Here is a 12450-nt window from a genome sequence, read left to right on the forward strand (position 1 = left end):
CGGGTGGGCGTGTCAGGTGGCGGCCTGGGGATAGCTACCCAGGACCTTGACGGTATCGGCACTGGCGCGCAGCTGCTCCAGGCAGTCGCGGATCAACGGGTCCTGCTGGTGCCCGACCAGATCGAGGAAGAACACGTAGTTCCACGGCGTGCAGCGCGAGGGGCGCGACTCGATCCGGGTCAGGCTGATGCCGGCCTCCGCGATCGGCTTGAGCAGCGAATACAGCGACCCTGGCCGGTTGGCGGTACTCAGCATCACCGATGTACGGTCCGCCCCGCTGGGTTGCGTGGTCCCCGAGCCGATGATCAGGAAACGCGTCGTGTTGTCGGCGCGATCCTCCACATGCGGGGCCCGCACCGGGACGTCGTAGTGTTCGGCCGCCGCCTGGCTGGCCAGCGCCGCCGCGGTGGGATCCTGCGCCGCGATCTCGGCCGCCCGGGCGTTGCTGGAGACCGCCTCGCGCTCGGCATGGGGCAGTTCGCTATCCAGCCACTGGCGGCATTGCGCCAGCGCCTGCGCATGCGCGAGGACCCGCCGCACCTGCCCGAGCTCCTCGGCCCGGGACAGCAGGTGGTGGTGGATCGGGGTCACGACCTCGCCACAGATCTGGAGGGAGGAATCCATGAAGCAGTCCACGGTGTGGGTGACGACCCCCTCGGAGCTGTTCTCGATGGGTACCACGCCGAACTGCGCGCGCCCGGTCTCCACCGCGCCGAACACCGCATCGATCGAGGCCAGCGGCTGGGTCTCGACGGCATGGCCGAAGTGCTTGCGCGCCGCCAGGTGAGTGAAGGTCCCCACCGGTCCGAGATAGGCGACATGGAGCGGATGCTCGAGCGCCAGGCACTCGGACATGATCTCGCGGAACAGCCGCGTGATGGCCTCGTCGGACAGCGGGCCGGGATTCCGTTCGCGCACCCGCCGAAGGATCTCGGCCTCGCGCTCCGGACGGTAGAACACCGGGTCGCTCTCCTGGCTGCGCTTGACCCGCGCAACCGCCTCGGCGCAGCGGGCGCGCTCGCTCAGCCGCTCCAGGAGCTCGGCATCCAGCGCGTCGATACGCGCGCGCAGGGCCGCGAGGTCTTCGCGGTCCTCGGCGGATGGCAACGAATGCGGATCCCCGGCCATCGCCTACAGCACCCGGGCCCGCAGCACGCCGTCGATCCGGTGCAGGGCGTCCAGGGTCTCCGCGTCGGGGTGGCCGTCCACGTCCATCAGGGTGTAGGCCAGATCGCCACGGGAGTCATTCATCAGGTGCAGGATGTTGATATTCGATTCGCCCAGCGTGTGCGAGATGCGCCCGACCCGGTCCGGCAGGTTCCGGTTGATGATCGCGATGCGGGTATCTCCCTTGCGGTCCAGCACCAGGGTCGGCAGGTTCACGGAGTTCACCACGTTGCCGTTTTCCAGGTAGTCCCGGAGCTGGTCGGCGATCATGACCGCGCAGTTCTCCTCGGATTCGGTCGTCGAGGCGCCCAGATGCGGCAGGGTAATCACCCGCGGGTGGCCCACCATGCCCTGTACCGGAAAGTCCGTGATGTAGGCATGCAGTCGATCCGCGTCCAGCCCTTCGCGCACCGCGGCGTCATCCACGATCCCCTCGCGGGCCAGGTTGAGCACCATCGCCCCGGGGTTCATGCCGGCCAGCGTCTTTGCGTTCACCAGATTGGCGGTATTCTCGGTCAGCGGCACGTGTACGGTGACGGCGTCGGCCCCTTCCATAGCCGCCTCTACCGAGCGCGCCCGCTCGATGCCGGAATCCAGGCGCCAGGCGTTTTCCACCGTGACCTTGGGGTCGAAACCGACCACTTCCATGCCCAGCGCACGAGCGGCATTGGCCACGCCGACCCCGATCGCCCCAAGGCCCAGCACGGCCAGACGCCGGCCCGGCAGTTCGAAGCCGGTGAACTTCTTCTTGCCCTGCTCCACCGCGGACATGAAGTCTTCCTTCGAGGGGTCCAGTTCCTGCACGTAGCCAGCCGCCGGCAGCAGGTTGCGGGCACCCAGCAACAGCCCGGCGATGACCAGTTCCTTCACCGCATTGGCATTCGCGCCGGGGGCGTTGAACACGGCCACGCCGCGCTCGGACAGGGCCGCCACCGGGATATTGTTGACCCCGCTCCCGGCGCGCCCCACCGCCAGGACCGAATCCGGGATCTCCACCGAATGCAGATCGAAGGAGCGCAGCATCAGCGCGTCCGGCTGATTGATATCCGAGGCGACCTCGTAATGGTCACGCGGGAAACGATCCAGCCCGCGCACGGCGATGTTGTTGTAGGTCTGAATCCGGTACATCACGACCTCCTCGTCCGGTAGCGTCCCCGGCAACAGCGATTCGACGGGATCAGGCGTGGCGGTTCTCGAAGTCCGCCATGAACTCGATCAGCGCATCCACGGCGCTCTCCGGAACGGCGTTGTAGATGCTGGCGCGCATGCCGCCCACCGACCGGTGGCCCTTCAGCGAGGACAGGCCGGCCGCATCGGCCTCGTTCAGGAAGGACCCGTCCAGGGCGTCGTCCGCGAGGATGAACGGCACGTTCATCCAGGAGCGGGCCGCGGGCTCCACCGGGTTCCGGTAGAAGGCGGAATTGTCGATGTACTGGTACAGCTTGGCCGCCTTGCGCTGGTTGATCTCGGCCATCGCCTCCAGGCCGCCCTGCTCCAGCAGCCACTCGAATACCAGCCCGGCCAGGTACCAGCCAAAGGTCGGCGGGGTGTTGTACATCGAGTCATTCTTCGCCTGCAGGGCCCAGTCCAGCACTGCCGGCACGGGTGCCTGGCGCTCGCGTTCCAGCAGGTCGTTGCGCACGATCACCACGGTCAGGCCGGCCGGGCCGATATTCTTCTGCGCCCCGGCATAGATCACGCCAAACTTCGAGACATCGATCGGGCGCGACAGGATGGTCGAGGACATGTCCGCGACCAGCGGCACGTCACCCACATCCGGGATATCGGGAAACTCCACGCCGCCGATGGTCTCGTTCGGCGTGTAGTGCACGTAGGCGGCATTGGGGTCCAGGTTCCAGGAGGCACGATCCGGGATCGAGTCGTAGCCGCTTGCCTGCGAACTCGCCACGATGTTCACCGGCCCGTATTTCTGGGCCTCCTTGATCGCCTTGCCGGACCAGGCCCCGGTATCGATGTAGTCGGTGCTCTGGCCATTGGCCAGGTTCAGCGGGATGGCCGCGAACTGTCCGGTCGCCCCGCCCTGCAGGAACAGGACCGAATAGTTCTCGGGGATGTTCATCAGCTTGCGCAGGTCCTGCTCGGCCTTCTCGGCCACGGCCATGAACGGCTTGCCGCGGTGACTCATCTCCATCACCGACATCCCGGACCCGCGGAAGTCCAGCAGCTCGTCACGCGCCCGCTCGAGTACCGCCTGCGGCAGGGCCGCCGGCCCCGCGCTGAAGTTCATCACTCGCGTCATGCCTGTTCTCCATCGTCGCTGGATTCGGGACCCGTCTCCGGGTCCGCTCCGGTTTCCATCTCGTCGGATTCTTCGTCGCCGGCCTCGCCCTGCAGCTGGGCCACGCGGGCCAGCTCGACCAGGTTCTCGCCTTCGTCAAGCCGAATCAGCCGCACGCCCTGCGTATTGCGCCCGATCAGCGGAATCTGATCCACCGGCGTGCGCACCAGGGTCCCGCCGTTGGTGATCAGCATCACCTCGTCATCGTCCAGGACCCGCGAAGCCCCGACCAGCGGGCCGTTGCGCCCCTCGGTCTGGATCGCGATCACGCCCTGGCCGCCACGGCGGTGGACCGGGAACTCGTCGAAGCGGGTGCGTTTGCCGTAGCCATGCTCGGTCGCCAGCAGCGCCGATCCCTCGTCCACATTCAGCAGGGCAATCACCCGGTGATCGCCTTCCATGCGCACCCCGCGCACGCCACAGGCGGTACGCCCCATGGCGCGCACATCGCTCTCGTGGAAGCGCACGGCCTTGCCGGCCGTGGTCACCAGCATCACGTCCAGGGTGCCGTCGGTCAGGGAGACGTCCACCAGGTGGTCGCCTTCGCGCAGGTCCACCGCGATGATGCCGGAGGCCCGGCGGCGCGAGAAATCCGTCAGCGGTGTCTTCTTGACTGTCCCCTGCGCGGTGACCATGAACACATAGTGGTCCGGGTCGTATTCGCGCACCGGGAGGATCGCGTTGATCCGCTCGTCGGACTCCAGCGGCAGCAGGTTCACGATCGGCTTGCCGCGCGAGGCGCGCGAGCCCTGCGGCAGCTCGTAGACCTTCAGCCAGTACACCCGACCCCGGCTGGAGAAGCACAGGATCGTGTCGTGCGTGTTGGCCACCACCAGACGGTCGATGAAGTCCTCTTCCTTGAAGCTGGTCGCGGCCTTGCCACGCCCGCCCCGGCGCTGCGCGCGGTAGTCCGCCACTGGCTGGTACTTCACGTAGCCGGCGTGCGAGAGCGTGACGACCACGTCCTCCTCGCCGATCAGGTCTTCCAGAGTCAGGTTGGCCTGGCGTTCGCGGATCTCGCTGCGGCGCTCGTCGCCGAACTGTTCGGCCACGGCCAGCAGCTCGTTGCGGATCTCCAGTTGCAGGCGATCGCCGGAGCCGAGGATATCCAGCAGGTCGTCGATCAGCTCCAGCAGCTCGCGGTACTCGTCCAGGATCTTGTCCTGTTCCAGCCCGGTCAGGCGGTGCAGGCGCAGGTCGAGGATCGCCTGCGCCTGGGCCTCGGACAGGCGATAGCCGTCGTCCCCCACGCCGTATTCCGGCGCCAGGTCCTCCGGTCGCGAGGCGCTGGCCCCGGCGCGGTCCAGCATGTCGCTGACCACGCCCAGCGGCCAGCCGCGGGCCAGCAGGCCGGCCTTGGCCTCGGCCGGGTTGGGGGCCGCACGGATCAGCTCGATCACGGGATCGATGTTGGCCAGCGCGATCGCCAGGCCTTCCAGGATATGGGCGCGCTCCCGGGCCTTGCGCAGATCGAAGATCGTGCGCCGGGTGACCACCTCGCGGCGATGCCGCAGGAACGCCTCCAGCACCTGACGCAGATCCAGCACCTTCGGCTGTCCGTCGACCAGGGCGACGATGTTGATGCCGAAGACGTTCTGCATCTGGGTGTGCATGTACAGGTGGTTCAGGACCACCTCGGCCATCTCGCCACGCTTGAGCTCGATGACCAGACGCATGCCGTCCTTGTCCGACTCGTCGCGCAGCTCGGAGATGCCCTCGATGCGCTTCTCCTTCACCAGCTCCGCGATCTTCTCGGTCAGGCGTGCCTTGTTCACCTGGTAGGGCAGCTCGGTAACCACAATCGCCTCGCGCTGGCCACCCTCCAGCGGCTCGACATGCGAGCGTGCCCGGATCAGGACCCGGCCGCGACCGGTACGGTAGGCCTCGCGAACGCCCTCGATGCCGTTGATGATGCCGGCCGTCGGGAAGTCCGGGCCCGGCAGGTGTTCCATCAGACCATCGATGGAAATCTCGGGATCGTCGATCAGGGCCACACAGGCGTTGATCACCTCGCCCAGGTTGTGCGGCGGGATGTTGGTCGCCATCCCCACCGCGATCCCGGCGGAGCCGTTGACCAGCAGGTTGGGGAACTTGCTCGGCAGCACCGCCGGCTCGCTCTCGGAGCCGTCGTAGTTGTCGATGAAGTCGACGGTTTCCTTGTCGATGTCGGCCAGCAGTTCCGCCGCGATGCGCGCCATGCGCACCTCGGTGTACCGCATGGCCGCCGGGGAGTCGCCGTCGATGGAGCCGAAGTTGCCCTGCCCGTCGGCCAGCATGTAGCGCATCGAGAACGGCTGCGCCATGCGCACGATGGCGTCGTAAACGGCGGAATCGCCATGCGGGTGGTACTTACCGATCACGTCACCGACCACACGCGCCGACTTCTTGTAGGGCTTGTTGTAGTCGTTGCCCAGCTCGCGCATCGCGTAGAGCACGCGGCGATGGACCGGCTTGAGGCCGTCACGGACATCGGGGAGGGCCCGGCCCACGATTACGCTCATTGCGTAATCGAGGTAGGACTGCTGCATCTCGTCTTCGAGATTGACCGGGAAGATTTCCTTGGCAAATTCAGCCATCGAGGGTTACGCCGTCCGTCTGAACAAGCTCGCGATCATACCACAGGGGTAACCACTGGGGCTCGGCTTTTCGCGCCTCAAAACGGTTCTCCGGGCCTCTCAGGCCCGAAGACCGTCCACTGGGGGCGCGTTTGAGCGCTCGTCAGTGAGCGGATGCGGGCGTCTCCGGGGCCGTGGGCTCGCGCAGCGCCGCGAGCCGCTCCGCCGTCGGCGCCTCCACGACCCCGCGTTCGGTGACGATGGCATCGATCAGCTCCGCCGGGGTCACGTCGAAGGCCGGGTTGTAGCCTCGGGCGCCTTCGGCCGCCACGCGCTGACCCGCCAGTGCCAGCACCTCGTCCTCGCCGCGCTGCTCGATGGGGATACCGGTCCCGTCCGGCATCTCGAAGTCGATGGTCGCGACCGGCGCGGCCACCATGAACCGGACCCCGTGGGCACGCGCCAGGAGGGCCAGGCCGTAGGTCCCGATCTTGTTTGCGGTGTCGCCATTGGCGGCGATCCGGTCCGCCCCGACAATCACCCAGCCGACGCGGCCCGAGCGCAACAGGCTGGCCGCGGCGCCTTCGCACAGCACCTGTACGGGGATCCCGTCATGTACCAGCTCCCAGGCGGTCAGGCGGCTCCCTTGCAGCCAGGGCCGGGTCTCGTCGGCGAAGACCTCCTCGATCCGTCCGGCATCCCAGGCGGCGCGGATCACGCCGAGGGCCGTGCCGTAGCCCCCGGTGGCCAGCGAGCCCGTGTTGCAGTGGGTCAGCACCCCCTGCCCCGGCTCGATCAGCCTCGCGCCGAGCGCGCCCAGCCGCCGGTTGCCGGCGATGTCCGACTCGAGCATCCACTCCGCCTCGGCCTGCGTCGCCGCGACCGCCGCCTCCGCGGACGGGCTCGCGTCCACCAGCGCCTGCATGCGATCCAGCGCCCAGAACAGGTTCACCGCCGTGGGACGCGCCGCGCGCAGGGTTTCGATATCCGCCGCAATGCTCGCACGCCAGTCGTCCCGCCCGGTCGCCCGCTGGCAGGCCAGTACCACCCCGAAGCCCGCGGTAATCCCGATCGCCGGCGCCCCGCGCACCACCATGTCGCGGATCGCGGCGGCCACGGCCGGCGCATCCCGGTAACGCTGCCAGAGGTTCTCGCCCGGCAGCCGACGCTGGTCGAGCAACTGAAGTTCGCTGTGGTGAAAGCGAATCGGGCGAATGGTGTCGGAGTGTTCACGGTTCATCCCGTCATTCTACCAGCCCGCCTGCGGTTTCGGGCCCGCGCGGACAGCCTGGCGGCAGGGGCGCTCCGGCGTCTGGCGCGGGCCGCCACAGCCGCCGGGAACCCGCCCGGTGGCCGGGCCCGACCTTCAGTTCCGTGTCCGCCTCAAGCCGCAGGGCCCCCTGGCGGCCGGTCTCCTGCAGCGGGACGCAGGCCCTGTCCAGGCGCTGGCGTGCCGCGCCGGCCAGCCCCCTGCCCTGCGCATCGGTGCTGGCCCAGGCCCTGCCGGGGCGGGCGTCCTGCAGCCAGCCGCGGCTCAGGCTGTCGGCGCCGGCCCCGCGGGGCACGACCAGCAGGTCGCTGCTTCGCTGTTCCGCCCCCTCCTGCATCAGCACGGCCTCGCCCAGGCCGCCGAGCCCGCCGGTCAGTATCAGCCGAACACCCCCAGCCGTCTCGACCGCCAGCACGCAGGAGGCCGAGGCGCTCCCGTCCCAGCCGGCGGGTGGATGGAGGATCTCGAAATCTACGCCATCCCATTCCCAGACCTCGCCTGCCTCGCAGGGCCGTTCCCCGGGTCCTTGCGGGCGGCGCCGCAGGACCTCGCCCACAGGTAGCGTCGCGCGTACGGCGGCGGCCCCGCCGGAATGCGCGGCATGCTCGTGGCTCAGGATCATGCGGTCCAGGCGGCGTACCCCCTCCGCACGCAGGCTCGGAATCACGATCTGATCGCCCGCGCTGTAGCCCCCGGCGCGCCCGGGACCGGCATCCCATAACAACGCATGGTGGCGGGTCTGCAGCAAGAGCGATTGCCCGTTCCCTACATCCAGCAGCAGCGCCCGTACGCTGCCCGCATCGATCTGCGGACGCATGGGCAGGGCCAGGGCGATGCCGGCCAGCACCACCCACGGAGCGGCGAGGCGCAGGCGCGGCAGCAAGGCGACCAGCACCGCGACCCCGCCCAGGAGGCTGGCCGCCAGCGGCACCCGCCGCTCGTCCACCAGCACGGGCACGTGCGAAAGGCCGTCCAGTAGCCCGACCAGCAGCATCAGGATCCCGTCGCCGAGATGCAGGAACGGCTGGCCGAGCGGTGCCCACAATGCCGCCAGACCGGCCCCGACCAGCAACAAGGGCACCACCAGCAGGCTGATCACCGGCACCGCCACCAGATTGGCGACGGGCGCCACCCAGGACCCCAGCTGGAACCAGGCCAGGCTGAGGGGAAGCATGGCCAGCGCGAGCATCACCTGAATGCTGCCGGCCGCGCGCCAGCCCGGACGGCCCGAACGGCCCTGCAACAGCAGAAGAATCACCGCCACGGCGCCGAAGGAAAACCAGAAGCCCGGGGCCAGCACACTGGTCGGCTGCCACAGCACCACCGCGATGGCCGCCAGCATCAGTCCGCGCCAGGCAAACGCCTCGCGCCGCCACAACAGCGCGGCCATAAAAGCCGCCAGCATGATCAGCGCGCGCTGGGTCGGAATGCTGAAGCCGGCCAGCGCGGCATAGAGCGCAGCCCCGGCGAGGCCCGCCAGCGCCATGAAGGCCGGCTTGCGTATCCGCGCCTGCACCGGGACGAGACCGGACCAGGCAAGCCCCGCGAGCAATCCGACAAACCCGGCGACGAGGCCGACATGCAGGCCCGAGATCGCCATCAGGTGGTTGGTCCCGGTCCGCAGGAAGGCCTGCCACTCCTCGTTGGTCATGCCCTGCCGGTCGCCGATGACGAGGGCCTGCACGAGGCCGGGGTGGCGCAGGCCCGGGGCCGCCTGATCCAGGCGCTCGCGCAGCGCACCGCGCATGCGATGCAACCCGGCCCGCCAGCGGGCGTCCTGAATCCGGGGTGCCCGGGCGTCCTCTAACGCCTCGAAGTCGAGCAGTGTCGCGGATCCATGCAGGCCCTCGCGGTAGTACCAGCCGGCACGATCGAACCCACCCGGATTCGCCGGCCCCCGGGCCGGCCGTAGGCGCAGGGTCATGTAGCCATGCGATCCCGCCTCGAGCTCGGGGCGCGCGGGGTAGGTCGAAACCAGCAGTTCGCGCGCCCGAAACGCTTCCGGTCCCGATCGGGTCGCGGCCACTCGTATCCGGAAACGGCTGCGACGTTCGCCATGTTCCGGCAGACTGATGATCGTGGCGAACACGGTGGCCTCCTCCCCGGCCAGGGCGGGAGGCAGCGCATGTTCCAGCCAGATGTCGGCGTTCTGCTGGACCAGCCCCCAGGCGAGCAGCCCACCCAGCGCCAGTGTCCAGGGCCAGAGACCCGCATAGCCGAGGCACCGCAGGCCGGCGCTGGCGCCCGCGGCGGCCAGGAACAGGGCCAGTATGGGTCCGGGCATCAAAGGAACCGGCTCGGGCAGCCGGTGAAGGCCCCACGCCGCCGCGATCAGCCCGAGGGCAAAGCCCGTCACAAAAGGCCCCGTTGACCAGGCGCCATGGCCGGACCGGATGTGGCTTGCCCCGCCGACCATGGTCCCGCACGTACAATAGCGGCGAGAATGCACGGCAGGTGCGCGGCGGCGCACCCACGCACGACGGACCATCGGCAGCCCGGTACATGGCAAGACACATCATCAAGAAGATGTTTCCCGGCATGGAACACATGCGCGGGCACAAGGCGCTCGCCCCGCTGGGGCCGCGCCTGGGTTCGCCGGATTTGTGGCATCTGAACCGCCGCTCCGTGGCTGGTGCGTTTGCCGTCGGGCTCTTCGTGGCCTTCCTGCCACTGCCCATGCAGATGCTGATCGCGGCCGCCGTGGCCGTGCTGGTCCGCGTCAATCTGCCGATCTCGGTGATCCTGGTCTGGATCTCCAACCCGGTCACCATGCCGCCCATGTTGTATCTGGCCTACACGATCGGGCGCAAGCTACTCGACGAACCGCGCCGCGACATCCATCTGGACTGGAGCTGGGAGTGGTTCTCCACGGAGCTGCTGACGATCTGGCAGCCCCTGCTCCTGGGCAGCGTCCTGCTCGGCGTGGCAGCCGGCCTCTCGGGCTACTTGCTGGTGCGTTTCCTGTGGCGGCTGAACGTCGTCCAGCGCGTGCGCAGCCGGCGTTACCTGCGACGGCTGCGCAAGGAAATGGCGGAACGCCAGGCGGCCGCGCGGCGGGATGGCCGCCCGCCGGATGACCGGGGCGCCTGAAGCGAGAGAGACACGCGGTCTATTCGTGCGTGGCGAGCTGACCGTCGAACGGTTCCAGCTCCAGATGGCCCTTGACCAGTTGGACCGAGCGATCAAGCTCGCGCGCCAGAGTGATGTCGTGGGTCACCAGGGCCAGAGCAGTCCCGGTGGAACGGTTCATCGCGCGCAGCAACTCGAACACCTGCGCCGCCCGTTCCTGGTCCAGGTTGCCGGTGGGTTCGTCCGCCAGGATGGCCGAGGGGCGCGTCACCAGCGCCCGGGCGATTGCGACCCGCTGGCGTTCGCCACCGGAGAGCTCCGCGGGCTTGTGTTCCAGGCGGGGTTCCAGGTCCACCTGGCCCAGCCAGTGGCGTGCCTCGGCCCGGGCCTTGCGGTTGGAGACCCCGCGGATGAGCAGTGGCAGGGCCACGTTCTCCGCCGCGGTCAGCTCGGGCAGCAGGTGGTGAAACTGGTAGACGAAGCCGAGGTGCTGGTTGCGCAGGTGGCCACGTCGGGCCTCGCTCATGCGGGTCCAGTCCGTTCCCAGCAGGCGCACGGACCCCGCCGTCGGGCGGTCCAGCCCGCCCAGCAGGTGCAGCAAGGTGCTCTTGCCGCTCCCGGAGGCCCCGATAATCGCCGTCTGGTCGCCGGGCTGCAGGGCAAAGTCCACCCCGCTGAGAACGGCCACGTCCAGCTTGCCGTCGCGGAAACGGCGCTCCAGACCGACCGCCTCGAGGACCGGGGTGGCGTGATCAGTCATAGCGCAGCGCCTCCGCCGGCTGGGTGCGGGCGGCACGCCAGGCCGGGAACAGTGTGGCCACCACGGTCAGCAGGAAGCCGAGCACCCCGACCCGGAGCACATCCGCAAGCTTGAGCTCCGAGGGCAGGTCGCTGATGTAGTACACCTCGGCGGACAGGAACTCGATGCCGGAGACCCGCTCGATGAAGGGGACCACCACGTCGATGTTCGCGGCCAGCGACACCCCGGCGATGGTGCCCAGCAGGATCCCGATCGCCCCGATCACCACCCCCTGGACCATGAAGATCACCATGATCCCCGCCGGCGACAGCCCGAGCGTACGCAGAATGGCAATGTCTCCCTGCTTGTCGGTGACCAGCATGATCAGGGTCGAGACGATGTTGAAGGCCGCGACCGCGACGATCAGCGACAGGATGATGAACATCACCATCTTTTCCATCTGGATCGCGCGGAACAGGTTAGCGTGCTGGCGTGTCCAGTCGGACACCCGGAAAAGCCCGTCCAGCTGGGCCGCCACATCGCGGGCCACCACACCCGCTTCCATCATGTCGGTCAGGCGCAGCCGCAGCCCGGTCACCTGTTCGCCCATCTGGAACACCGCCTGGGCGTCTTCCAGGTGGATGAACGCTGTCCCGCGGTCGTACTCGTACATCCCCACCTCGAACAGGCCGGAGACCTCGAAGCGGCGCATGCGTGGCATCACGCCGGCCGGCGAGACCGAGGCCTGAGGCGCCATCAGGATGATCGAGTCGCCGACCCGGACGCGCAGTTCGGCCGCCAGTTCCCGCCCGAGCACCACCCGGTAGCGCCCCGCCTCCAGGCTGCCCAGCTCGCCCTGCAGCATGTGCTCGGCAATGCGCGCGACGCGCTCCTCTGCCTCGGGCTCCACGCCCCGGATCAGTGCCCCGGAGATATTCCCGCGCGCACTCAGCATGGCCTCGCCCTGGACATATGGCGCGGCCGCGACCACGCGCTCGTCGATCTCCGGGGCCTCGCGCTGCAGGCGTTCCCAGTCCCGCAGCCCGCCATTGGCCTCGCGGATCGTGGCATGCGAGGCCATGCCCAGGATGCGGTCGCGCAACTCGCGTTCGAACCCGTTCATCACCGACAGCACCGTGATCAACGCCATCACGCCCAGGGCCAGCCCGATGATGGACACCACCGAGATGAACGAGATGAAGTGATTGCGCCGCTTCGCGCGCGTGTAGCGCAGGCCGATGGCGAGGGTCAGGGGGCGAAACATCGCGAAATCATGCCAGAGATACCCGTTCGCGCCTATAGCCCGGCGGACCTGCGTTGAGGGAGGGGAGGCATGGCGTCACGCTAGACG

9 protein-coding genes are annotated in these 12450 nt (G+C 68.7%); 1 reads left to right on the plus strand and 8 read right to left on the minus strand.

Going from position 1 to position 12450, the window contains the following annotated elements; genetic code table 11:
* Positions 1-12: 12 nt before the first annotated feature.
* From pheA to D107_RS0101990, 6 genes are all read right to left on the minus strand, one after another.
* Positions 13-1128 carry a prephenate dehydratase gene (pheA, locus tag D107_RS0101965; protein WP_018880643.1) on the minus strand — a complete coding sequence of 372 codons (1116 nt, stop codon included), beginning with the start codon at positions 1126-1128 and terminating at the stop codon, positions 13-15.
* A gap of 3 nt (positions 1129-1131) precedes the next feature.
* Positions 1132-2295: a phosphoglycerate dehydrogenase gene (locus D107_RS0101970; RefSeq protein WP_018875458.1), complete on the minus strand. Its 1164-nt coding sequence runs from the start codon at positions 2293-2295 to the stop codon at positions 1132-1134.
* Positions 2296-2344: 49 nt separating this feature from the next.
* Positions 2345-3427 (minus strand): 3-phosphoserine/phosphohydroxythreonine transaminase, encoded by a 1083-nt coding sequence (serC, locus tag D107_RS0101975; protein ID WP_018866291.1) that lies wholly within the window; start codon positions 3425-3427, stop codon positions 2345-2347.
* Positions 3424-6042 carry a DNA gyrase subunit A gene (gene gyrA / locus D107_RS0101980; RefSeq protein ID WP_018875456.1) on the minus strand — a complete coding sequence of 873 codons (2619 nt, stop codon included), beginning with the start codon at positions 6040-6042 and terminating at the stop codon, positions 3424-3426. Before gyrA ends, serC begins: the two co-directional genes overlap by 4 nt.
* A 142-nt stretch (positions 6043-6184) precedes the next feature.
* A complete protein-coding gene (mtnA, locus tag D107_RS0101985) occupies positions 6185-7261 on the minus strand; it encodes an S-methyl-5-thioribose-1-phosphate isomerase (RefSeq protein ID WP_018880644.1) in 1077 nt (358 codons plus the stop codon).
* 4 nt (positions 7262-7265) lie between these two features.
* Positions 7266-9578 (minus strand): DNA internalization-related competence protein ComEC/Rec2, encoded by a 2313-nt coding sequence (locus D107_RS0101990; protein WP_051074872.1) that lies wholly within the window; start codon positions 9576-9578, stop codon positions 7266-7268.
* 215 nt (positions 9579-9793) lie between these two features.
* Here D107_RS0101990 and D107_RS0101995 point away from each other — a divergent pair, with 215 nt between their 5' ends.
* A complete protein-coding gene (locus D107_RS0101995) occupies positions 9794-10381 on the plus strand; it encodes a DUF2062 domain-containing protein (protein ID WP_018880646.1) in 588 nt (195 codons plus the stop codon).
* Positions 10382-10400: 19 nt separating this feature from the next.
* On the opposite strand, the gene D107_RS0102000 is transcribed toward D107_RS0101995, so the two are convergent.
* Together D107_RS0102000 and D107_RS0102005 are read right to left on the minus strand one after the other, a co-directional pair.
* Positions 10401-11120: an ABC transporter ATP-binding protein gene (locus D107_RS0102000; RefSeq protein ID WP_018877379.1), complete on the minus strand. Its 720-nt coding sequence runs from the start codon at positions 11118-11120 to the stop codon at positions 10401-10403.
* Positions 11113-12363: a lipoprotein-releasing ABC transporter permease subunit gene (locus D107_RS0102005; RefSeq protein WP_018866285.1), complete on the minus strand. Its 1251-nt coding sequence runs from the start codon at positions 12361-12363 to the stop codon at positions 11113-11115. Before D107_RS0102005 ends, D107_RS0102000 begins: the two co-directional genes overlap by 8 nt.
* Positions 12364-12450: the final 87 nt, after the last annotated feature.

The sequence above is a fragment of the Thioalkalivibrio sp. ALE30 genome (assembly GCF_000377465.1).
Lineage (GTDB): Bacteria > Pseudomonadota > Gammaproteobacteria > Ectothiorhodospirales > Ectothiorhodospiraceae > Thioalkalivibrio.

Coding starts and splice junctions, on each gene's coding strand:
- pheA (WP_018880643.1), bottom strand. CDS start 1,128: ATGGCCGGGGATCCGCATTCGTTGCCATCCGCCGAGGACCGCGAAGAC.
- D107_RS0101970 (WP_018875458.1), bottom strand. CDS start 2,295: ATGTACCGGATTCAGACCTACAACAACATCGCCGTGCGCGGGCTGGAT.
- serC (WP_018866291.1), bottom strand. CDS start 3,427: ATGACGCGAGTGATGAACTTCAGCGCGGGGCCGGCGGCCCTGCCGCAG.
- gyrA (WP_018875456.1), bottom strand. CDS start 6,042: ATGGCTGAATTTGCCAAGGAAATCTTCCCGGTCAATCTCGAAGACGAG.
- mtnA (WP_018880644.1), bottom strand. CDS start 7,261: ATGAACCGTGAACACTCCGACACCATTCGCCCGATTCGCTTTCACCAC.
- D107_RS0101995 (WP_018880646.1), top strand. CDS start 9,794: ATGGCAAGACACATCATCAAGAAGATGTTTCCCGGCATGGAACACATG.
- D107_RS0102000 (WP_018877379.1), bottom strand. CDS start 11,120: ATGACTGATCACGCCACCCCGGTCCTCGAGGCGGTCGGTCTGGAGCGC.
- D107_RS0102005 (WP_018866285.1), bottom strand. CDS start 12,363: ATGTTTCGCCCCCTGACCCTCGCCATCGGCCTGCGCTACACGCGCGCG.